This is a genomic window from Archangium gephyra, from assembly GCF_042230915.1.
Taxonomy (GTDB): domain Bacteria; phylum Myxococcota; class Myxococcia; order Myxococcales; family Myxococcaceae; genus Archangium; species Archangium gephyra_B.
In genome coordinates, this window is the sequence record NZ_CP102578.1 from 9,371,463 (window position 1) to 9,392,073 (window position 20,611).

Here is a 20,611-nt window from a genome sequence, read left to right on the forward strand (position 1 = left end):
TGGTCTTGGAGTATAGGAGGAATGGGGGCCCTCTTGCTGGGCGGCGGGCTGGTGCAGGGATGCGGAGGAGGAAGCGGCTGGGGTCAGCAAGGCTGTGCTCACCGACAGCGTCAACGGCGCATACGAGAAATTGGTCCAAATTGGGTCCGACAAGAATCGATTTGGTCCCTCAAGACGAGCCAAACCTCCTTGTCGAGAAGAGGCTCGGCTCACAGCGGCGGTCACCTCTATTGGAGAGAGTAGGACGCATCCGCGCGCTTCGCGCTAGCCTGCATCGCCTCCCTCAGGAGCCCCCATCGTGACTTCCCGGCGTCCCTCCCTCGCGTGGCTCTCTCCCCTCGTGCTGCTCACCGTGCTCGCCTGCCGCAACGAGCGCCCTCCGGCGCCCCCGGCGGTCACGCCCGTGTCGGGTTTCACGGTCGTCCAGAGCTGGCCGCATGATCCCAATGCCTATACGCAGGGGCTCGTCTACCGCGACGGCAAGCTGTACGAGGGCACGGGCCTCAATGGCCAGTCGAGCCTGCGCGAGGTGGAGCTCGAGACGGGCGCGGTCCTGCGCCGGCACCCGCTGGAGCGGCAGTACTTCGGCGAGGGCATCGCGCTCTTCAAGGGCAGGCTCTACCAGCTCACCTGGCGCTCGCAGGTGGGCTTCATCTACGACGCCGCGACCTTCCAGCAGGTGGGCCGCTTCGAATACCCCACCGAGGGCTGGGGCCTCACCGACGATGGCACCTCGCTCATCATGAGCGATGGCACCAGCACCCTGCGCTTCCTCGATCCCGCCACGCTCGCGGTGCGGCGCACCGTCCGGGTGACCGACGCTGGCCGGGAGATCTCCCTCCTCAACGAGCTGGAGTTCGTGAAGGGCGAGCTCTACGCGAACGTGTACATGCAGAACGACATCGCCCGCATCGACCCGGCCACCGGACGGGTGACCGGGTGGATCCACCTCACGGGGCTGCTCGCGCCGGAGGACCAGACCGGAAACGAGGACGTCCTCAACGGCATCGCCTACGACGCGGCCCGGGACCGGCTGCTCGTCACCGGCAAGCGCTGGCCCCGGCTCTTCCACATCCGGCTCGTGCCCAGGTAGTCCACCACCTTACGTTTCGCACTCACACCTTCACCGTAATAATGAAAAATTGCAGCTTGACAGGAGAACTCCTTTTATCGGAAAGTAAGGAAGTACTCGACACAACCGTCGAGCCGGAGAAACCGTCATGCGCACTCCTCGTCTGGTTTCCATCCTCCCCCTCATGCTCCTCGGGAGCGCCTGCAGCGTCGACAGCATCGACGCTGGCACCCAGGACGCCCAGGGGACCCAGGACAGCAGCATCTCCGTCAACGCCCAGGGCCGTGGCCTGGAGCAGCTCCGGGCGCAGCGTCCGGAGTTCTTCAATGGCGCGGGGGATGTGTCGTTCAAGCGCGCGCTGCGCGACGAGAAGGGCCTGACCCACGAGCGCGTGACCCAGAGCTTCCGCGGCGTGCCCGTCTTTGGCGCCCAGGCCATCCTCCACCTCGACGCCAACGGCTCCGTCGCCTCCGTCACGGACCGTCTCGTGCGCGACCTCAAGGTGGACACTACCCCCGGCCTCCGCGCCGAGGAGGCCTCCCAGATCGCCGTCGCCCAGGTCGGTGGCTCCCGCGCCCTGAAGGCCGACCCGAAGGTGGACCTGCAGCTCCTGCCCGAGAGCAACGGCAGCGTGCGCCTGACCTACCGCGTGCAGCTCGAGTCCGTCACGGACAAGGGCGAGCCCTCGATGCCGAACCTCTTCATCGACGCGAAGACCGGTGAGATCGTCCAGCAGTTCGACAACCTGAAGACCAGCCGCAACCGCAAGACGTACACGGCCTCCACCCGCACCACGCTCCCCGGTACCCTGCTGCGCTCCGAGGGCCAGGCTCCCGTGAGCGACGCGGTGGCGAACCAGGCGCACGACAACGCGGGCTTCACCTACGACTTCTACTTCAGCAAGTTCGGCCGTGACAGCTACAACGGCACCGGTGGCACGCTCACCTCGTCCGTCCACTACAGCCGCAACTACGTCAACGCCTACTGGGACGGCACCCAGATGGTGTACGGCGATGGCGACGGCTCGCAGTCCGGCCCGCTCACCGTGCTCGACGTCGTGGCCCACGAGCTCACCCACGCCGTGACCGACACCTCCTCCGACCTCGTCTACTCCGGTGAGTCCGGCGCCCTCAACGAGGCCATGTCCGACATCTTCGGCGCCTCCATCGAGGCCTTCCGTGACAGCGCCGTCAGCGCCAACACCTGGAAGATTGGCGAGGAGTGCTGGACCCCGGCCACCGCGGGCGACGCGCTCCGCTACATGAACGACCCGGCGCTGGCGGGTGACTACGACTACTACCCCACGCGCTACACCGGCACCTCCGACAACGGCGGCGTGCACTGGAACTCGGGCATCGCCAACCTGGCCTTCAATCTGATGGTGAGCGGCGGCACGCACCCGCGCGGCAAGACCACCACCGTGGTGCCGGCCCTCGACGCCAACGCGTACACCAGCATCCAGATGGGCGCCGCCATCTTCTACCGCGCCAACACGGTGTACCTCACCCCGGGCAGCACCTTCTCCGAGGCGCGCGGCGCCACGGCTCAGGCCGCTACCGACCTCTACGGCGCGACGGCCGCCGCCGCGGTGAACGCGGCCTGGACCGCGGTGGGCGTGGGCGCTCCCCCGACCTTCACCGTCCTCAGCACCGTGAGCAACCTCTCGGGTGCCAAGAGCAGCAGCACCAACTACACCCACGTCACGCCCGCTGGCGCCACGGCCATGCGCTTCGCCACCACCGGCGGCACGGGTGATGCCGACATGTACGTGCGCTTCGGCAGCGCCCCCACCACCACCACCTACGACTGCATGTCCGCGGGTGCCACCGCCACCGAGAGCTGCACCATCACCGGCGCCAAGCAGGGCACCTACTACGTCCTCATCAAGGGCTACACGGCCTACTCCGGCGTCACCTACACGGTCAGCTCCGGTCAGTAAGCCCCAGTAGCACCGCGGTCCTCACGCCGGCGCGGCTCCCCTTCCTGGGTGGCCGCGCCGGTTGTCTTTCTGGCGCCAGGGGTTCGCTACGGAGCGGCCTCGCAGCCGCAGCCGCACTCGTTGAAGAACGGTTGGAAGCCCTCCGCGCAGAGGAACCGGAGGGTGGCGCACACGTCGGGATCCTTCGCGATGTACGACCGGTTGGGGTCGTTGTAGTCGCAGGCTCTCTTCTGCCGCTGGCAGCCGCAGCCGCACTCGTTGAAGAAAGGGCTGTAGCCCTCCTTGCAGATGAAGTCGATGCGGGTGCACTCGGAGGGGTCGCGGGAGACATATTTCTGGCCCGGCTCCCTCCCGGTGCAGGCGGTGGGGTGCTCCCTGCGACAGATGCCGCCGCAATCGGCGCCCCCCTGCTCCGGGTCACAGCTGTCACGAGGATCGTCGATGCAGACGAAGCCCTCGGCACAGGGAAAGCCCGCGATGCCACCGCAGAACTCTCCCCCGGCCCCCACTTCCTGGAGCGCGGCCTCCTGTCCCGCGTCAGCGGTGGGAGCGCAGGAGCTGCCACAGAGCGCTGCGCCGGCGACGAGCACGCTGCACCACATCAAGCGGATCGACATGCGGGACCCCCTCCTTCGAGCTGCGGAAGAGGATTCAGGCGGGGGACGGGAATCCGGTAGCGGAGCAGGGAGCAGGCAAGGGCTCCTGCTCCCGGGTCTGACCGAGGGGCCACCCCTCTGTTCACCCGCATGACGCAGGGCGCCAGCACGAGAGGCGCGACAGCCCGCGCCCGCCGCTGGCACTCTCGCGCTCCCATGAGGAAGCCCGTCCATGTCGAGGAGTCGCCGGTGAGCAAGCCGCTCGAGTTGGTGACGATCCCCGCCCCTCCGCCCGAGTCCCGCGTCCGCCGCGACGCCCGCTTCGCCACCTCCGGCGAGAAGCGCACGCGCTATCACCTGCCCGAGTCGCTCGAGTCGTCCTCGCCCGTCGGCTACCGCACGCGTGTCTCGCTCTCGCGGGAGGAGGCCAGCACGCTGCTGTCGCTGCTCTCGCTGCCGAGGCCGTCCCGCTTCGTGCCGGGCCCCGCCCCCACCGAGCGCGAGCTCTTCGAGGAGTGCTCGCTCGGAGTGCTCTCCGCACGGCAGTCCACCAACTTCCGCGGGCAGCGGGAGGTGCTCCTCGGCCCCAAGGACTCCGAGCAGGCGGCCGCGCTGCTCAGGCGCATGGGCCGCAAGGAGGCGCCCGTGCTCGACGGGGCCGCCTTCACCCACGTGGTGCTCGCGCGCCCCTACCGCACCCCCTTCACCTTCCTGCTCACCTTCGTCGGCCACAAGCCCCTGGCCAGCCTCCTCACCGTGCCGCTGCGCGCCTGGGCCAAGCGCTTCCGCCACGCGGATGACATCCCCACCATCGGCTACCTCAAGGAGCTGCACCTCGGCGTCCTCGCGGATGCGATGGAGCGCGCGGCGGTGATTGCCTCCGCGGGCACCCGGCGCGCCCAGGTCTTCCTGGAGCCCTTCGAGCAGCCCTCGGACGCGGCGGCCCTGCGCGAATTGGAGGCGCTGGTGGGCCTGACGTCCGCCGAGCGCGCGGCGGGCTGGCGCATCTCGCTCGTGGCCCAGGTGGGCCATGTGTCCGAGGAGGAGCGCGTGCCCATGGAGCGCCCCACGGCGCGCCGGCTGGGCGCGGCGCTGCTCGCCCTGCGCAGCGAGCGCATCCAGCCCGGCGTCAACGCCGAGCCGAGCGCCCCTCCCGCCTATCAGGCGCGCCAGCCCCTGGACGTGCCCGAGGAGCTGACGGTGCAGGCGGGCCGCGCGGCCTACAACGCCTTCGCCCGCTTCACCGGCGTGTCTCGCGAGCGGGCCAAGGAGCTGCTGCTGCTCGAGCGGATTGACGTGCTCACGCCCCATGGCAAGGAACGGCTGCGCGCGGTGCGCGAGGAGCTGGAGCAGGTCACCGACAAGCTCATCGCCCGGCTGCCGCTGTGGGCGGACCTGGCGCTCGGGCGTGCGCTCTCGCGCAACAGCGCGCGCGGGCGGAAGGCCTTTGCCTTGGCGGGCCAGCGCATCTACGTCGGAGGGTTGTCCCGCCGCGAGGTGGAGCAGTCGGGGCTGTCCTTCGCCCACGCGGTGCGGGCCTTCGGCGCGGCGGCCGCTCGCGGCGCGCTCGTCGCCGAGGTGGCCGGCACCACGGAGATTCCCGAGGGGTGTGATCTCCGCGGCGGCGTGTGTCTGATGGCCGGGCCGGTGAACCAGAACGACATCGGCAAGCAGTTCTTCGGCAGCAAGGACCTGCTCGAGCAGGCCTTCGCCGGAAGAGCGCCCACGAGCCTGCTCGTGTGGACGTTCAAGGCCAAGACGGTGGCCGACCCCATCGGCAACGAGCAGCAGTTGCTGGACGCCGCTCGCAAGGGCGCGCTCGTGGACTTGAGGCCCGGGCCGCACGAGGTGGTCGCGGTGCGCCAGGGCACGGCGCTCGGGCCCATGCGGCAGAGTGGGGGCCGGGTGAATGCCGAGCGGGCGTTTGGCGACGTGGGCAACTTCGTCACCGACCCCGAGGGCCGCGAGATTCCGGGCAACCGGGGCACGGTGTGGCCCGTAGAGCAGGCGGACGCACCCTTGTGGCCCGGGGGGACGCAGTAGGGCTCACGGGTTCAACCCGGGCCTGGATACCCTCACCCCGTCCCTCTCCCAAAGGGAGAGGGGATGTTGGGGGATATTGGGGGAAGTGGGGGGTCAGCGAGTTTCGGTGCTCGCCTTCGCGGGCGAGCGAGCGGGGTTGGTCGCCACGCTGTTCAGGTAGTTCAGCGACATCTTCAGCTGGTAGTCCGTCAGCTTCGCCGCCACGTCCCAGTCACGCACGCTCTCGGGCAGGCTCTTCGGCTGTGCCACAGCCTCGGACTCGCTCGCCACCGCCGGCTCCGCCTTGAAGTGCCGGTCCAGGTCCTTCTCCCGCGGCTGGTCCTTCGCGCCCTTGCCTCCCGGCGCCTCCGGCACCCAGTAGTCCGGCGTAATGCCCTTCTCCTGGATGCTCCGCCCCTTCGGCGTGTAGTAGCGCGCGATGGTCAGCTTCAGCCCCGAGCCGTCCTCCAGCTCGATGACCGTCTGCACGCTCCCCTTCCCGAAGGTCTGCGTGCCCAGGATCGTCGCGCGGCCGTGGTCCTGCAGCGCCCCCGCGACGATCTCCGACGCCGACGCGCTCCCCGCGTTCAACAGCACCACCAGCGGGTACTCCGGCTCCGTGTCCCGGTCCTTGCTCAGCTCCTCGGTCGCGCGGCCTCCCTTGCGCCCCCGCGTGCTCACGATGGGCAGGTTCCCCGGCAGCCACAGGTCGCTCACCGCCACCGCCTGGTCCAGCAGCCCGCCCGGGTTGTTGCGCAGGTCCAACACCGCCCCGCGCAGCGGCTTGCCCCCGTTCTGCTCGCGCAGCCGGTCCAGCTCCTTGCGCAGGTAGAGCGCCGTGCGGTCCTGGAAGTTCTTCACCTTCAGGTAGGCGATGCCCCCGTACAGCGCGCCTTCCACCGAGATGATGCGGATGTGGTCCCGGATGATGGCCAGCTCGCGCGGCGCGCTGAAGCCCTCGCGCATGATGGTCAGCAGCACCCGCTTGCCCGCCGGGCCGCGCATGCGCTGCAGCACCTCCGGCACGCCCATTCCTTGGATGTTCTCGCCGTCGATGGCGAGCAGCTCGTCCCCGGCCCGGATGCCCGCTCGCGCCGCCGGTGTGTCGTCGATGGGCGCCACCACCACGATGCCCTCGCCCTTGCGCGCCACCTCGATGCCCAGGCCTCCGAACTCGCCGGAGGTGTCGATCTTCATCTCCTTGAAGACGTCGGGCGGCATGAAGACGGTGTGGGGATCCAACGTCTCCAGCATTCCCTGGATGGCGCCGTACATCAGCTTCTTGCCGTCCACGGGCTCCACGTAGTTGTTCTCCACGTACGAGAGCACCCGGGCGAACACCTCGAGCTGCTCGTACGTGGTGGTGTCGGGCGGGGAGCGTCCGTCCGCCCGCGCCGCGGGAGCCAGGAGCAACAGGCCCGCGGCGAGTGCCGCGCGCCAGGAGTGCAGGGAGCGCATGGGCCCCGAGTCTAGCACCCGGCCCGCGCCCCGGCCCTCCTACAGCCCCGAGGCGTCCGCGAACTGCACCAGTTCCGACAGCAGCTCGTTCGGCCGCTCCACTTGCGGAATGTGGCCGAACCGCTCCACCACCCTCACCCGCGAGTGCGCCGGCAGGTGCGAGCGGAAGAAGTCCAGACTCTGCCGCGGCAGCAATTTCTCACTCCCACCCCACACGAAGAGCACGGGCATGGAGAGCGCCTGGAGCACCTCGGGCTTGAGGTACTCGCGCGTGGCCAGCGCGTCCTCGCTCAGCGCCTTCACCGCCGGCGTCGAGTAGATGCCGCGCACCATGTCGGCCAGCAGCATCATCACCATGGGCGGACGGTGGAAGAGCCGCCGGGTGAGCGCCCGCGACTGCTCGGCCGTGCGCACGTCCATGGCCTGGAGCACCTCCACGAAGTGCTCGTGCCCCACGTCCGCGCCCGCGGGTGCCACCAGCCCCAGGGCCTTCACCAGCTCCGGGTGCTCGGCCGCCAGCTGCACGGACAGGGCACCGCCCAGCGAGTTGCCCACCACGAAGGACGGGCCCCCCACCACCTTCCGGCAGTACTCCACCAGCATGTTGTACTGGCCGCGCACGCACGTGGGCCCGAGGCAGTACTCCGGCGAGAAGCCGTGCCCTGGCAGGTCCACCGCCAGCACCCGCTCGAAGCGCTTCGCCAACCCGAAGAAGATGCGCGCGAAGCCGTTGGCCGTCCCGCCCAGCCCGTGCACCAGCAGCACCGGCGGCCCCTTGCCGCTCCCCTTCAACTCGTAGTGGTGCAGCCGCTGGCCGGCCACGTCCACCATGCTCGACCGCACCCCGCGCGCCACCAACATGCGCCGGGTGACTTCCTGGAGTCCTGAGATGAGATCCACGGCCAGAGGTTAATCCCCTCCATGCCGCACTGCATCATTTCCGCGTCCCATCCTTCCACGAGTGGACGCCCGGGAGCCGGGAATCCAGGGAATCAGCCGTGGAGTGGGATGCGTTGGCCCTCCTCCGCGCTGCGCACCGCCGCCTCGATGACCCGGATGACCTGGCCCGCGCTCTCCGCCGTCACGGGCACCGGCCCCTGGCCCGCGATGGCCGAGGCGAGCTGGCGGTAGAACTCCTCGTAACGGCCCGGAAGGCCTGGGACGCTCCCGCCGTGGCTCAACCGGCCGGAACGCTCCGGGGGCTCGACGCCCCAACCGGCCATGCCCGGCCGCAGCCCCGCCCCGAGCTGTTCCTCCTGCGGGTCCAGCCCGTACTTGCTCCAGCCATCCACCTCGCCGTGCAGCACGAAGCGTGGCCAGGGCTCGTGCACCACCGAACCCGAGTGCAGCAGGACGCGCAGCTCGCCATAGCGCAGCACCAGGTGGAACCAGTCCGTGGCCCGCGCGCCCGTCCGCTGCCGGCCGAGGTCGGCGGTGATGGACTCGGGCAACCCGAAGAGCTGCAGGGCCTGATCGATCAGGTGCGAGCCGAGATCCCACAGCGTGCCACCGCCGGGGACGTCGTCCTCCTTCCAGCGCGCCTTCACCTGGGGCCGGAAGCGATCGAAATGACTCTCGAAGCTGAACAACCGGCCGAGCCGTCCCTGCGCCAGCAACTGGCGCACGGTGAGGAAGTCCCCATCCCAGCGCCGGTTGTGGAAGACGGTCAGACACCGGCCGCGCTCGCGGGCCAGTGCATCCAGCCGCATGGCCTCGGACGAGTCCAGCGTGAAGGGCTTCTCCACCACCACGTGCTTGCCGGCCAGGAGCGCCCGCTCGGCCAGGGCCGCGTGCGTGTCGTTGGGCGTGGCGATGATGACCAGCTCCAGCGAGGGGTCCGCCAGCAGCTCGTCCTGCGAGAGCACGCGCACGCCCGGCCAGTCGCGAGAGACCTCTGCGGCCCTGCGGGTGGCGACGGCGGCCAGGGTGAAGGCGGGCTCGGCGGCGAGCAGCGGCGCGTGGAAGCGCGCACCGGACAGGCCGTAGCCGATGAGCCCCGTGCGGAGGGGAGAGGTCATCGCGACAACCAGGGAGCGGGGTCCACCGCCTGTCCGGCGCGGCGGATCTCGAAATAGAGGTAGGCACCCTTGAGCGAGCCCGTGTCACCGACCTCGCCCACCACGTCTCCGGCGGCCACGCGGGCGCCCACCTCCTGGGCCACGGAGGCCAGGTGCGCCACCAGCGTGTGGTAGCCGCCGCCATGGTCCAGGATGAGCAGGTTGCCGTAGCCGCGCATCCATCCCGCGTAGGCCACGGTGCCCTCGGCCACCGCCTTCACCGGCGAGCCCGCGGGCGCGCGGATGTCCACGCCCTTCTGCACGGTGACGGTGTTGAAGCGCGGGTTCACCACCTTGCCGAAGCCCACCTCGATGAGGCCCGGCGAGGGGAAGGGCAGCTTGCCCTTGAGCGCGCCGAAACCGGACGCGGCCGGGCCCTCGTTCAAGTCCTGGATGACACGGGTGAGGTCCGCGTCCGCCTGCTCCAGCTCGCGCACCATGCGCCGCGCCAGCTCCGCCTCGCCCTTGATGGCGCCCACCACCTCCTCGAGCGCCCCCTGCTGGGCCCTCGCCAGCGCCTCCTGCTCGCGCAGGAAGCCCAGCCGCACGTCCAGCGAGCCCTTCAACCGGCGCAGCTCGGCCGCCGACTGGCGCCGCAACCGCGCCACCCGCTGCACCGTGCGCAGCAGCCGCAAGTCCTCCTCGAGCGTGGCCTTCAGCGCGCGCGAGCGCCACACCATGGCGGAGAAGTCCCTCGCGCTCAGCAGCACCTCCAGGGGCCGGCGGCGCATCAGCCGGTACATGCCCCACAACCGCGGAGACAGCCGGCGCAGCTGCCCGCGCAGCATCTCCTGCGTCAGCTCGTCCTCCTGCTCGGCGACGGCCAGCCGCTTGCGGAAGACGGACAGGTCGCGCTCCAGCGCCTTCACCCGCTGCGAGCTGGTGGCCGCCCGCTGCTCCACCATTTCCAGCACCTCCAGCGCGGACACCTTGCGCGACTCGATGAGCGCGAGCGCCGCCCGCTGCGTGGCCAGCTTCTCGCGTACGGCCTCCCGCTCGGCCGCCTCGTCCAGCGCGGGGGGTGGCTCGGCCGCGCCCTCCTGGGCGGACGGCGGGGGAGCCGCCTCCTCTTGAGCGAGGGCCGCACCACCCCACAGCAGCAGAGAGAGGAGGACGAGCCGGCTCATACCCGCAGGAAGCGCCCCACGGCGATGAAGCTGCCGCCCAGTCCCAGCGCGCAGCCCGCCGCCAGCAGCTCCAGGGCGATGGCCGGCTCCAGCAGCGGCACCATGCCGCCGGGCCCCACCAGGAAGGAGAAGAGCGAGGCGAGTCCGGGCCCCGCCAGCCGCTCGAAGGCCACGAGCCCCGCCAGCGCCACCCCGGCCCCGAGCAGTCCCTGGAGGAAGCCCTCGATGAGGAAGGGTGCCTTGACGAAGCGGTCCGTCGCGCCCACCAGCTTCTGGATTTCGATCTCCCCGCGCCGCGCGTAGATGGCGAGCTGGAGCGTCGCGGACACGATGACCACGGTGGCCAGCAGCACCACCGCGAAGGCCACCCACCCGCCATAGCGCAGCGCCTTGGAGATGGCCGAGAGCCGCTCCACCGCCTCCTCGCCGTAGTCCACGCCGGTGACGCCGGGCATGGCGCGCAGCTGCTGCGCCAGCTCCTTGAGGGCACCGGGGGTGCGCCGCTCCGCGGGGACCTCCAGCTCCAACGAGGGAGGCAGCGGGTTCTCCGGCAACTGCGTCAGCGCCTCGCCGAGGTCGCCCAGCTCGTTCGCCAGACGCGTGAGCGCGGCCTGAGGGGGAACCAGCGAGGCCCGGCCACCACTGGCGGCCACCATCCGCTCGCGGAGCACCTCGGCGCCCTCCTCGTCGAGGTCGGGGGACAGGTACACCGTCACCTGCACCTCGCCGCCCAGCGAGCCGAGGAGCGCGTCCACCATGCGCCCCGTGGCCTGCGCGAGGCCCGCGGAGAAGATGGCGATGGCGATGGTGGTCACCGCGACGAAGTGGATGAAGGGCGCATGCCGCAGGCCCGAGGCCGCCGAGCGCCAGAAGTAGGCCGCCTTCGCGATGACGCTCATCCCGCGGCCATCCGCCGGGCGGCCTTCACGCCGTCCTCGTCCGACACGATGAAGCCATTCTCCAGCCGCAGGGTGCGCTTCTGGTAGCGGGTGATGAGGCTGTGGTCGTGAGTGGCCACCATCACCGTGGTGCCGCGCGCGTTCACATCCATCAGCAGGTCCATGATCTCCAGCGTGAGGGCCGGGTCCAGGTTGCCGGTGGGCTCGTCGGCCAGGAGGATGGTCGGGTCGTTGACGAGCGCCCGGGCGATCACCACGCGCTGCTGCTCACCACCGGAGAGCTTCAGGGGCATGGAGCTCGCCTTGTGCTGCAGGCCCACCAGCTTGAGCATGCGGTGCACGCGCTCGCGAGCGATGGAGCGGGGCACGCCCAGCACGTCGAGGGCGAAGGCCACATTGTCCTCGACGGTGCGGTGGGGCAGGAGCTTGAAGTCCTGGAACACGACGCCGATGTTGCGGCGGAGGTAGGGGACGGCCGACTCGCGGATGCGCGCGATGTTGCGCCCGCCCACGAGAATCTGTCCCTTGGTGGCCTTCTCCCCGCAGAAGATGAGCTTCATGAGCGTCGTCTTTCCCGCGCCGGAGGGCCCGGTGAGGAAGACGAACTCGCCCTTCTGCACGTGCAGGTTGATGTCCGAGAGGACGGGCGGATCGCCTGGATACGCCTTGTAGACGTGGAACATCTGGATCATCGGCGGGACCGATTATGGCCTCGTGGAGGCCCCCTGGCCACGGTGGGAACGTGGCTTCCCGCCCGACCCGGAGTGAGCCCCCCACCTCGCCGTCCCGTGTGCGCCGGGCCTGCCTGCTCGCCAGGCTGCTCTCCATGGCCAGGTGGGGTGACAACACCGAGGTATCCGGGGGCGTGGTGGCGGGGAGGGGTCAGCGTGAATTCATGGCTTGCGCGCGCTGGTAGGCGGGCCGCGCGGCGAGCCGCTCCTGATAGGCGGCGAGCGGGTCCGGGAGCGCCTGGCCGAGCGCGCCGCGCCACATGCTCAGCGAGGTGCTCATGGCGATGTCGGCGAGGGTGAAGTCGGCGCCAGCGACATGGGGATGGGAGCCGAGCATGCCCACCACATAGGCCAGGGCCTGCTTGACGCGATCCTCGATCCCACGCACCGACCAGTTGCGCTTGTCCGCCTCTGGGGCCGCGAAATGCGCCGCCATCAGCGGATTGAGGCCCGCCCCGATCGTGGCTTCGCTGAACACGGTCATCTGCAGCACGCGCGCCAGCCGAGGGTCGTCCTGTGCGGGCAGCAGGGACGTGGGGCCGTACCGCTGCGCGACATAGAGCAGCATGGCGACGGATTCATTGAGGGCCACACCGCCCTCGTCCTCGAGGAAAGGCACCGTGCCCAGCGGGTTGAGCGCGCGATAGGCCGCGGGGGTCGGGAAGGGAAGGCGCTCGAGGTGATAGGGCAGGCCCATCTCCTCACAAAGCCAGACCACGCGCAGGCCGCGCGCGCCACGCGCGAAGTTGTAGATGCGGAGCATCCGCGGAGCATAGGCCGGAGGGGCCTCTGCTGGGGGAGGGAAGGACCTGGCGTCCTGGGTCAGGTGAGGAACTCGACGAGCGCCGGCGTGAGGACCTTTGGGCTCACGTTGTGAGTCTGTCCCGCCAGCGTGCGGTGCCGCGCGTCCGGCACGGCCTTCGCGACGCCCTCGGCCGCCTGCTTCAGCCGGATGTCCGTCTTCCCGCCGTTCATGACGAGCGTCGGGACGCGGATGGACGAGAGCCGCTCCGCCGGGACCGAGAAGCCGCGCATGACGTTCGCGTCGTACGGCAGCGTGTGCGCGACCGCCTGAAGCTGCCGCCAGGCGCCGGGCATCAGCCGCATGAGCAGGACGACGAACCCGGGCGCGCCGACCATGTCCCGCATGAAGTACTTCACTGCGTCCCCACGGCGCCCCTCCGCGAGGAGCCGCTTGAGGTGCGCCTCGTGATCGGCCTCGGGACGTCCGGACGCGGCGGACACGTACGGGGGCTCGTACGCCGCGAGCTTCGTGATGTTCAGCCCGCTCGCCGCCGCCTCGAGCGCGAGCGCCGCGCCGGACGACAGGCCCGCGACGGCAGCGGAGCCGCCCGCGGCCTCGATGAGCGCGGCGATGTCCTCGACCTCCCGCTCCCGCGCATAGGGCTGCGTATCGCCGCTGTCGCCCCGGCCGCGGCGGTCGTACGTGAACACCGTGAAGTGCCGGGCAAGGAGCGCCGACAGCTTCGGCATCGGCCCGAACGCACGGCTGCAGAGGGCGCCGTCGACGAGGATGAGCGCGGATCCGGAGCCCGTCTTCTCGTACGCGATCGGCGTCCCATCCTTCGAAATGACCTTGTCCAATGGACGCGACTCCTGGAATGGGCCCAAACCGCTGCGCCTGGAAGGCGGCTTCGCGGGGGACTACTGGTTGTCCTCGCCCGCCAGGTAGCTGAGGATGACCTCGTCCAGGCTCTTCTCGGAGATGAGATCCTCTCCGAAGAGCGTCTCCACGCCCACCTCGTTGATCTTCGGCGCCACCTGGAGGGCGCGCGCCGCGGCGATCTCCGGAGGGACGTAGGCGGCCGGGGGCGCGGACTGCGGCTTGGCGGCCGGGGCGGCCTGCCGCGCGTGGGCGGCGTCCTCGGCCGAGCCCAGCTGACCGGGCTGGTAGTGCCGCACGCCCGAGATGTCGAAGCCGTCGTACACCCCGTTGATGAGGTTGCGCAGCATCTCCTTGTGCTGCTCCTCCATCAACTCACGGACGACCTCGCCCAGGTTCTCGGCGTTGAGGATGTCCGCGTACGACGTCTTCTTGGACGCGAGGATGTTACCGCCCACGAACAGGTGGGTGATGATGTGGGGGTTGTTGACGCCCGAGTCCTCGGTCTGGACGTGGTAGACCTTCCCCTTGTACTTGATGTTGTGGTTGAAGCCTGTGACGGCTTTTTCGAAGGTTTTCGCCATGCCCGAGGCGGCGGAACGTACCAGCCGTATCCAGGGGACACAAGGAACGCGTCGGCGGGTTGCGCACGGATGCCTGGTGGCCTCTCAGCTGGAAGGCCGGGCACCTGCACTGTCCACCCTGTGACTTCGTTCAGGATCCGACTGAGGGTAGAGTCCGCCCTGGACGTGGGGCAGCGACCCCCGCCGGCACCACACGAGCACGACGGGAACCATGACGACGAAGAACGAGCTCAAGAACCACCTGCGTCAGCAGGACGCCACGGCTCTGGCCAAGGGCTACTCGCCGGCCATCCGCGCCATGGAGATCGCCAGCATCGTCAGCTTCGTGGCCCTGGAGTCCGCCCTCGTCTGGCGCCTGTGGGGCGGCCCCTACACCGGCCCCTGGCTGGTGCTCAGCGCCCTGCTGCTGGGCTACCTGGCGGCCGACTTCGTCTCCGGCTTCGTCCACTGGATGGGCGACACCTGGGGCTCCACCGACATGCCCGTGCTCGGCAAGGCCTTCATCCGGCCCTTCCGCGAGCACCACGTGGACGAGAAGGCCATCACCCGCCATGACTTCGTGGAGACCAACGGCAACAACTGCCTCGTCTCCATCCCCGTGGCCATCCTCGCCGTCGCCCTCCCCCACTCCAGCCCCGGCTGGGTGTTCGTCTCCGCCTTCCTCGGGGCGATGATCTTCTGGGTGATGGCCACCAACCAGTTCCACAAGTGGTCCCACATGGACCAGCCGCCCGCGCTCATCGGCTTGCTGCAGCGCGTCCACCTGATCCTCCCCCCCGACCACCACCGCATCCACCACACCGCGCCCTTCAACAAGTACTACTGCATCACCGTGGGCTGGATGAACAAGCCGCTCCTGATGATCGGCTTCTTCCCCACCCTCGAGCGCCTCATCACCTGGGCGACCGGACTCCTCCCCCGCAAGGACGACATCGGCACCGAGGCCGCCCTCGAGCTCTTCGAGGTCACCTCCACCGCCACCCCTCCCGTCGTCCAGGCCGCCAAGGAGCTGCTCGAGGAGGAGACCCGGCCGGTGTCTCCGGCCCAGCCTTCCTGACCCGCGGTTCTAGAACGACAGGTCCACCTGCTCCGCCGAGTGGATGGGCCGCCCCAGGAAGCGCGCCCCCACCTCCACGAAGCGCTCCGGCACGTCCGTCACGAAGTAGTGGTGCGTCGGGGCCTCCGCCGCGGGCGCCAGCAGCCTGCGCTCCTCCAGCAGCGCCCCCACCACCTCCGCCGTGGCCTCGGCCGAGTCCACCAGCTCCACCTGCGGCCCCACGGCCTCGGCGATGACGTCCTTGAGCAGCGGGTAGTGGGTGCAGCCCAGCACCAGCGTGTCCACCCCGCTCCGGGCGAAGTCCGCCAGGTAGTCGCGGGCCACCAGCCGCGGCACGTCTCCTGCCAGCCACCCCTCCTCCGCCAGCGGCACGAAGAGCGGGCACGCCCTCGCCTTCACCTTCACGCCATGGGCGCCCGCCGCCGCCTCCAGCTCGCGCTGGTAGGCCCCCGAGCGGATGGTGCCCGGCGTCCCGATGACGCCCACCCCTCCGCCCCGCGTGCGCCGCAGCGCCGCCCTCGCCCCGGGCGCAATCACCCCCACCACCGGCACCGGCAGCGCCGCCGACAACGCCGGCAACGCCACCGCCGACGCCGTGTTGCACGCCACCACCAGCAGCTTGATGCCGCGCTCCAGCAGGAACTCCGCGTTCTTCAGCGAGTAGCGCGTCACCACCTCGCCCGACTTCGTGCCGTAGGGCACCCGCGCGGTGTCACCCAGGTAGAGCGTGCTCTCGTGGGGAAGGTGGGACATCAGTGCCTTGAGGACCGTGAGCCCCCCGACACCCGAATCGAAAACCCCGATGGGACTGTGGCTGCCTTGCCGCATACCCGGGCTCCCTATCACGTTTGATGCCAACCCCCATGTGCCCGCCCGCAAAGCAAGGAGGGCCGAGGCGGATGCCCCGGCCCTCCGGACGTCAGGCAAGCGGCCTGGCGATTACAGCTCCCGGTACAGGGCGACCGTGTAGGAGGGGTCCGACGCCGTCTTCTGCTCGAAGGCGGTCACCGTCAGCACGTCCGGCAGGTCCTCGTTGCTGTAGGCGATGGTCGAGCCCTTCATGCCGCGGATGTACACCTCGTACTGCCCCGGCTTCAGGTACTGGTACAGGATGGGCGCGCCCGTGCAGGACTGGGGGTCCCCCGCCGCGCCGTAGACCAGCTCGCCCGTGGCCTTGTTCTTCAGGTTGATGACCATCCCCGTGAGGCCCGCCTCGGCGCAGCTGCGGCGCGTGCCCCCGTCCCACAGCTCCCAGCGCAGCGACATGCCACCCACCGCGAAGAAGTCCACCTGCTCGGAGCGGGGGGTGCCCGCGCTCGTCACGAACGTGCTCTGGCTGGTGTACAGCGGCATCCCATCCCGGCCCGCCCGGTCACGGCCATAGGCGACGAGGTTGATGACGTGCGTCCCATCCTCCAGCCACGGCGTCTCCACGCCCCCGCCGGTCATGCCGTCCGCGCAGTTCAGGTTCACCCACTCGCCCCCGTCGATCTGTGCCTTGATGGACGTCACGCCGGCCTGCGTGCAGGTCGGGTTGGGGCTGGAGGTGTTGGGCGGGAAGCGCCAGCTGATCAGCGCGTAGGACATCCCGTTGGGCGTGAGGTCGACGACCTCCCGCACGTTCCCGTTCACCGTGAAGTCGCCCCGGCCCTCGAAGACGATCTCGTTGGAGTAGCTGATGGCCTGGATGGTGTAGTTGTAGGTGCCGGCCACGAAGTCGTGCAGGACGATGCCGTCCTCCCCGGCGGTGTTGCAGGCGTAGACGCCCCCGTTGTGGAGCGTCTCCCCGGGGATGGAGATCTTGATGCTCTTCACCTCCGGCCAGTCCGCGCACCGGCCGTTGGCGAGCGTCCAGAAGAACGTCACGTCACCGGGGTAGGTGGGCGCAGGGGGCGTGGTGCAGCAGGGACCATCGTCATCGTGGTCGATGATGATGCAGCCCGTGCTGGCGGTGAGACACAGGAGGAATGCGGCGAGGATTCTGGCGTTCATGGGAGGTCCTCGATTCGAGATCGACGGAGGGGAGGGGGCGGGCATGCGGCCCGTCACACACCCCCTCGGACGCCCCCTCGGGGAATTTATTCAAAGCCCGGCAACAACGACCTGCCGGCCTCAACCCCCCTCCGGGTTTGTTTGACCACCCCGGACCCGGATGCTACGGCCTGACCCCCATGATGCTGCCCCATCTTCCCCTGGCGCTTGGCGCCATGAACTACCTGCAGATCCTCCGTGACGCCTCCTTCCTGGAGCTGGGCGTGCTGGGCCTGCTGATGGTCGTCTCGGTGGCGTCCTGGGCGCTCATCGCACTCAAGCACACCCAGCTGTCGCGAGCCCGGAGCCAGTCGCTCACCTTCCTGGACTCCTTCTGGAAGGCCTCCCGGCTGGAGACCATCTACCAGGATGCCCAGAAGCTGGACGGCTCGCCGCTCTCCAAGGTGTTCTGCGCCGGGTACGAGGAGCTGAGCAAGCTGGCCCAGCACAAGGAGGGCTCGGAAGGCGCCATGGCCGAGCGGCTTGGCGGCATCGAGAACGTGGAGCGGGCACTCAACCGGGCGTCCACCACCCAGCTCACCGAGCTGGAGAACCGGGTGTCCTTCCTGGGCACGGTGGGCGCGGCCTCGCCCTTCGTGGGGCTGTTCGGCACCGTCATCGGCATCCTCAACGCCTTCAACTCGATCGCCGAGCAGGGCAACGCGACGCTGGCCACGGTGGCGGCGCCGGTGGGCAACGCGCTCTTCGCGACGGCGGCCGGCCTGTTCGCGGCCATCCCCGCGGTGGTGGCCTACAACTCGTTCGTCAGCCGCATCAAGGTGTTCGACACGGAGATGGCCAACTTCTCCGCGGACTTCCTCAACATCATCAAGCGGCACTTCTTCCGCTAGGAGATACGCGCCATGGGCATGGGCTCCAATCGCGGAAGCGGCGGCCGGGTCACCATGAGTGAGATCAACGTCACGCCCATGGTGGACGTGATGCTGGTGCTGCTCATCATCTTCATGGTGACGGCGCCCCTCATCCAGCAGGGCGTCAAGGTGAACCTCCCGGAGGCCAAGGCGGCCCCGGTGGAGGCGGCCGAGAAGAAGCTGGTGCTGTCCATCGACGCGCAGCGGCGCATCTACATCGGCGAGGCCGAGGTGCCGGTGGCCGAGCTGGAGAAGAAGCTGGCCACCAACGCCAAGGCGCAGGCGGACAAGGAGCTGTACCTGCACGCGGACCGGGACGTGCCCTACGGCGTGGTGGTGGACGTGATGGCCGCCGCCCAGCGCGCCGGCATCACCAACGTGGGGATGATCACGGACCCCACGGCCGGGGGCCGGGCGTCCAACAAGGGCAAGAAGGAAGCGAAGGAAGCAAGGCGCTAGCCCATGCACCCGGCCGTCAATCAAAGTCTGCTCGCCCAGCGCAGCTCGCGCCTGGGGCGCTTTCTCACGGTGTCCCTGGTGGGGCACGTGCTCATCCTGCTCTCCGTGGGGCTGTACAACGCCTTCGTCGAGGGCCCCAAGGTGGAGCTGGACCAGAAGCCCATCCGCGCCACGCTGGTGCGCCTGGGCAAGCCCCGGGACGAGAAGCTGCTGCCCCGCAAGGAGGAGCCGCCTCCGCCGCCGCCCAAGAAGGTGGAGGCGCCGCCCACCCCCACGCCCCCCGCGCCCGAGCCGGCCAAGGTGGCCGTGCCCATCCCCGGGGTGAAGCCGGAGCCCGCCCCCGCCCCCACGCCGCAGAAGGGCGAGGCCAAGGGCGAGGACCGGCGCAACAAGCTCTTCGGGGCCTTCGACAAGCTCTCCAAGTCCTCCAAGCAGGAGGAGGAGCTGGACGGCGCCGAGGATGGCGATCCGAACGGCGACTCGGCCACCGCCGAGGGCGAGCGCTACTTCGGCCTGCTCTCCTCGCAGGTGCGCCGCCACTACAACGTCGCGGACACCATCCCCGACAACGAGCGCCTGTACCTCAAGGCCCAGGTGGCCATGCGCCTCAACCGCACCGGTGAGGTCATCGAGGCGCGGCTGGCCAAGGCCAGTGGCAATGGCCTCTTCGACTCGGCCGTGCTGGCCGCGGTGAAGAAGGCCTCTCCCTTCTCCCCTCCCCCCGACCATCTGCGGGACACGCTGCAGAAGGGCGGCATCGTCCTGGAGTTCAGCCCGTGAACGCGAAAGCCCTTCTCCTCTCGCTCCTCCTGTTGCCGATGGCGGCGCTCGCCCAGGCCCCCGTCATCCAAATCTCCGGTGCCAACTTCCGGCCCCTGCCCCTGGCCGCCACCGCGCCGCTGGTGCAGGGCGAGGAGGCCAAGGCGTCCGCTCAGGAGGTGGACGAGGCCTTCATGTATGACCTGCGGGCCTCCGGCATCTTCCAGGTGCTGGACCGCGGCAGCTTCCTGGCGGACCCGAAGGAGGGCATGGCGGCGGGCAGCATCAACTTCTCGCGCTGGGCGGACGTGGGCGCCGAGTCGCTGGTGAAGTACTCGCTGGCCCAGGAGGGCGGAGAGCTGAAGGCCGAGGCGCGCGTGTTCAACGTGGGCACCGGCCGCGAGGACTTCAAGACGGCCCAGAGCGCCCCCGCCGCCGAGGCGCGCCAGGTGGCCCACAAGCTCGCCGACGCCATCTACCGCCACTTCACCCGCGAGCCGAGCCCCTTCCTCTCGCGCATCACCTACGTGCGCAAGACGGGCAACAACCGCGACGTCTGGGTGGCGGACTGGGACGGCCGCAACGCGAAGCAGGTGACCCGCGGCGGCATCAACCTGCTGCCCTCGCTCGGGCCGGACGGGACGTTGGGCTACACCTCGTACCAGCAGGGCGAGCCGGACATCTACATCCGCCGGCCGGAGGGCAACACGGCGAAGGTCAAGACGTCCGAGGGGCAGATGGCCACCGGCATTGCCTTCTCGCCGGATGGCAAGCGCATCGCGTACTCGCTCGCCACGGGCGAGAGCACGCAAATCTGGGTGGCCGAGGCGGATGGGGACAAGCCCAAGCAGCTCACCGACACGCGCTTCGGCATCAACACGAGCCCCTCGTGGTCGCCGGACGGCAAGCGCCTGGCCTTCGTGTCCAACCGGGGCGGCTCGCCGCAGGTGTACGTGATGAACGCGGACGGCTCGGGCGTGCGCCGGCTCACCTTCCAGGGCAACTACAACCAGACGCCGGACTGGTCGCCGCGGGGAGACCTCATCGCCTTCACCGCGCGCGACGAGCGCAACGCGTTCGACCTCTTCACCGTCAACGTGGACAGCGGCAAGGTGACGCGCCTCACGCAGGACCAGGCGAACAACGAGGAGCCGTCCTTCTCGCCCAACGGCCGCCTCATCCTCTTCACCTCCACGCGCAACGGCTCGCCGCAGCTCTTCGTGATGACGGCCGACGGCAACAACCAGGTCGCGCTGCCCGCGCAGGACAAGGCCGCGCTGCTGACGCCCGACTGGGGCCGTTAACCGGGTTGCGCATGCTCCCT

Annotated in this window: 20 protein-coding genes; 8 read left to right on the forward strand and 12 right to left on the reverse strand. The window is 69.7% G+C overall.

The genetic code is table 11. From position 1 onward, the window contains the following. Positions 1-298: 298 nt before the first annotated feature. Together NR798_RS36875 and NR798_RS36880 are read left to right on the forward strand one after the other, a co-directional pair. The gene (locus NR798_RS36875; RefSeq protein WP_375767240.1) at positions 299-1,093 is read left to right on the forward strand and encodes a glutaminyl-peptide cyclotransferase; all 795 of its coding nucleotides are present in this window, start codon (positions 299-301) and stop codon (positions 1,091-1,093) included. 127 nt (positions 1,094-1,220) lie between these two features. After that, positions 1,221-3,011, forward strand: coding sequence for a M4 family metallopeptidase (locus NR798_RS36880; protein ID WP_375767241.1), 1,791 nt, complete (start codon positions 1,221-1,223; stop codon positions 3,009-3,011). A gap of 86 nt (positions 3,012-3,097) precedes the next feature. Here the strand turns inward: NR798_RS36880 and NR798_RS36885 are convergent, their stop codons facing one another. Next, entirely contained in the window at positions 3,098-3,628 is a 531-nt protein-coding gene (locus NR798_RS36885; RefSeq protein ID WP_375767242.1) for a hypothetical protein, read from the reverse strand. A 195-nt stretch (positions 3,629-3,823) separates the two neighbouring features. Here NR798_RS36885 and NR798_RS36890 point away from each other — a divergent pair, with 195 nt between their 5' ends. Then, a complete protein-coding gene (locus NR798_RS36890) occupies positions 3,824-5,650 on the forward strand; it encodes a hypothetical protein (RefSeq protein ID WP_375767243.1) in 1,827 nt (608 codons plus the stop codon). Positions 5,651-5,743: 93 nt separating this feature from the next. Here NR798_RS36890 and NR798_RS36895 read toward each other — a convergent pair whose 3' ends face one another. The 9 genes from NR798_RS36895 to NR798_RS36935 form a co-directional block, all read right to left on the reverse strand. Next, the gene (locus tag NR798_RS36895) at positions 5,744-7,087 is read right to left on the reverse strand and encodes a S41 family peptidase (protein WP_375767244.1); all 1,344 of its coding nucleotides are present in this window, start codon (positions 7,085-7,087) and stop codon (positions 5,744-5,746) included. A gap of 39 nt (positions 7,088-7,126) precedes the next feature. Beyond that, positions 7,127-7,987 carry an alpha/beta fold hydrolase gene (locus NR798_RS36900; protein ID WP_375767245.1) on the reverse strand — a complete coding sequence of 287 codons (861 nt, stop codon included), beginning with the start codon at positions 7,985-7,987 and terminating at the stop codon, positions 7,127-7,129. Positions 7,988-8,079: 92 nt separating this feature from the next. After that, positions 8,080-9,105 carry an oxidoreductase gene (locus NR798_RS36905; protein ID WP_375767246.1) on the reverse strand — a complete coding sequence of 342 codons (1,026 nt, stop codon included), beginning with the start codon at positions 9,103-9,105 and terminating at the stop codon, positions 8,080-8,082. After that, the gene (locus tag NR798_RS36910) at positions 9,102-10,271 is read right to left on the reverse strand and encodes a murein hydrolase activator EnvC family protein (protein ID WP_375767247.1); all 1,170 of its coding nucleotides are present in this window, start codon (positions 10,269-10,271) and stop codon (positions 9,102-9,104) included. The genes NR798_RS36905 and NR798_RS36910 overlap by 4 nt, the downstream gene beginning before the upstream one ends. Beyond that, complete coding sequence (locus NR798_RS36915) at positions 10,268-11,170, reverse strand: cell division protein FtsX (RefSeq protein WP_375767248.1); 903 nt, start codon at positions 11,168-11,170, stop codon at positions 10,268-10,270. Before NR798_RS36915 ends, NR798_RS36910 begins: the two co-directional genes overlap by 4 nt. After that, positions 11,167-11,862 (reverse strand): cell division ATP-binding protein FtsE, encoded by a 696-nt coding sequence (gene ftsE, locus NR798_RS36920; RefSeq protein ID WP_375767249.1) that lies wholly within the window; start codon positions 11,860-11,862, stop codon positions 11,167-11,169. The genes NR798_RS36915 and ftsE overlap by 4 nt, the downstream gene beginning before the upstream one ends. Before the next feature lie 190 nt (positions 11,863-12,052). Beyond that, positions 12,053-12,664: a glutathione S-transferase family protein gene (locus NR798_RS36925; RefSeq protein ID WP_375767250.1), complete on the reverse strand. Its 612-nt coding sequence runs from the start codon at positions 12,662-12,664 to the stop codon at positions 12,053-12,055. A 59-nt stretch (positions 12,665-12,723) separates the two neighbouring features. Next, positions 12,724-13,506, reverse strand: coding sequence for an alpha/beta fold hydrolase (locus NR798_RS36930; protein WP_375767251.1), 783 nt, complete (start codon positions 13,504-13,506; stop codon positions 12,724-12,726). 60 nt (positions 13,507-13,566) lie between these two features. Further along, positions 13,567-14,109 (reverse strand): hypothetical protein, encoded by a 543-nt coding sequence (locus NR798_RS36935; protein WP_375767252.1) that lies wholly within the window; start codon positions 14,107-14,109, stop codon positions 13,567-13,569. Positions 14,110-14,320: 211 nt separating this feature from the next. On the opposite strand from NR798_RS36935, the gene carF reads away from it, so the two are divergent. Then, entirely contained in the window at positions 14,321-15,166 is an 846-nt protein-coding gene (gene carF, locus NR798_RS36940; RefSeq protein ID WP_375767253.1) for a plasmanylethanolamine desaturase, read from the forward strand. A gap of 9 nt (positions 15,167-15,175) precedes the next feature. Here carF and murI read toward each other — a convergent pair whose 3' ends face one another. Together murI and NR798_RS36950 are read right to left on the reverse strand one after the other, a co-directional pair. Continuing rightward, entirely contained in the window at positions 15,176-15,994 is an 819-nt protein-coding gene (murI, locus tag NR798_RS36945; RefSeq protein ID WP_375767254.1) for a glutamate racemase, read from the reverse strand. A 111-nt stretch (positions 15,995-16,105) separates the two neighbouring features. Beyond that, complete coding sequence (locus tag NR798_RS36950; protein ID WP_375767255.1) at positions 16,106-17,158, reverse strand: hypothetical protein; 1,053 nt, start codon at positions 17,156-17,158, stop codon at positions 16,106-16,108. A 182-nt stretch (positions 17,159-17,340) separates the two neighbouring features. Here NR798_RS36950 and NR798_RS36955 point away from each other — a divergent pair, with 182 nt between their 5' ends. The 4 genes from NR798_RS36955 to tolB are packed head-to-tail and all read left to right on the forward strand — an operon-like array spanning position 17,341 to position 20,591. Then, entirely contained in the window at positions 17,341-18,048 is a 708-nt protein-coding gene (locus NR798_RS36955; protein WP_375773881.1) for a MotA/TolQ/ExbB proton channel family protein, read from the forward strand. Between the two features lie 12 nt (positions 18,049-18,060). Next, positions 18,061-18,528, forward strand: a complete 468-nt coding sequence (gene tolR / locus NR798_RS36960) for a protein TolR (protein ID WP_375767256.1) — start codon at positions 18,061-18,063, stop codon at positions 18,526-18,528. 3 nt (positions 18,529-18,531) lie between these two features. After that, on the forward strand, positions 18,532-19,308 hold the full coding sequence (locus tag NR798_RS36965; RefSeq protein WP_375767257.1) for an energy transducer TonB: 777 nt from the start codon (positions 18,532-18,534) through the stop codon (positions 19,306-19,308). Positions 19,309-19,346: 38 nt separating this feature from the next. After that, the gene (gene tolB / locus NR798_RS36970) at positions 19,347-20,591 is read left to right on the forward strand and encodes a Tol-Pal system beta propeller repeat protein TolB (protein WP_375773882.1); all 1,245 of its coding nucleotides are present in this window, start codon (positions 19,347-19,349) and stop codon (positions 20,589-20,591) included. Positions 20,592-20,611 lie beyond the last annotated feature (20 nt).

Bases quoted from the DNA above. Each gene is read 5' to 3' on its own strand.
- NR798_RS36880 (WP_375767241.1), top strand. From the start codon at position 1,221: ATGCGCACTCCTCGTCTGGTTTCCATCCTCCCCCTCATGCTCCTCGGG.
- NR798_RS36885 (WP_375767242.1), bottom strand. From the start codon at position 3,628: ATGTCGATCCGCTTGATGTGGTGCAGCGTGCTCGTCGCCGGCGCAGCG.
- NR798_RS36890 (WP_375767243.1), top strand. From the start codon at position 3,824: ATGAGGAAGCCCGTCCATGTCGAGGAGTCGCCGGTGAGCAAGCCGCTC.
- NR798_RS36895 (WP_375767244.1), bottom strand. From the start codon at position 7,087: ATGCGCTCCCTGCACTCCTGGCGCGCGGCACTCGCCGCGGGCCTGTTG.
- NR798_RS36905 (WP_375767246.1), bottom strand. From the start codon at position 9,105: ATGACCTCTCCCCTCCGCACGGGGCTCATCGGCTACGGCCTGTCCGGT.
- NR798_RS36910 (WP_375767247.1), bottom strand. From the start codon at position 10,271: ATGAGCCGGCTCGTCCTCCTCTCTCTGCTGCTGTGGGGTGGTGCGGCC.
- NR798_RS36915 (WP_375767248.1), bottom strand. From the start codon at position 11,170: ATGAGCGTCATCGCGAAGGCGGCCTACTTCTGGCGCTCGGCGGCCTCG.
- ftsE (WP_375767249.1), bottom strand. From the start codon at position 11,862: ATGATCCAGATGTTCCACGTCTACAAGGCGTATCCAGGCGATCCGCCC.
- NR798_RS36925 (WP_375767250.1), bottom strand. From the start codon at position 12,664: ATGCTCCGCATCTACAACTTCGCGCGTGGCGCGCGCGGCCTGCGCGTG.
- NR798_RS36935 (WP_375767252.1), bottom strand. From the start codon at position 14,109: ATGGCGAAAACCTTCGAAAAAGCCGTCACAGGCTTCAACCACAACATC.
- carF (WP_375767253.1), top strand. From the start codon at position 14,321: ATGACGACGAAGAACGAGCTCAAGAACCACCTGCGTCAGCAGGACGCC.
- murI (WP_375767254.1), bottom strand. From the start codon at position 15,994: ATGCGGCAAGGCAGCCACAGTCCCATCGGGGTTTTCGATTCGGGTGTC.
- NR798_RS36950 (WP_375767255.1), bottom strand. From the start codon at position 17,158: ATGAACGCCAGAATCCTCGCCGCATTCCTCCTGTGTCTCACCGCCAGC.
- NR798_RS36955 (WP_375773881.1), top strand. From the start codon at position 17,341: ATGCTGCCCCATCTTCCCCTGGCGCTTGGCGCCATGAACTACCTGCAG.
- tolR (WP_375767256.1), top strand. From the start codon at position 18,061: ATGGGCATGGGCTCCAATCGCGGAAGCGGCGGCCGGGTCACCATGAGT.
- NR798_RS36965 (WP_375767257.1), top strand. From the start codon at position 18,532: ATGCACCCGGCCGTCAATCAAAGTCTGCTCGCCCAGCGCAGCTCGCGC.
- tolB (WP_375773882.1), top strand. From the start codon at position 19,347: ATGGCGGCGCTCGCCCAGGCCCCCGTCATCCAAATCTCCGGTGCCAAC.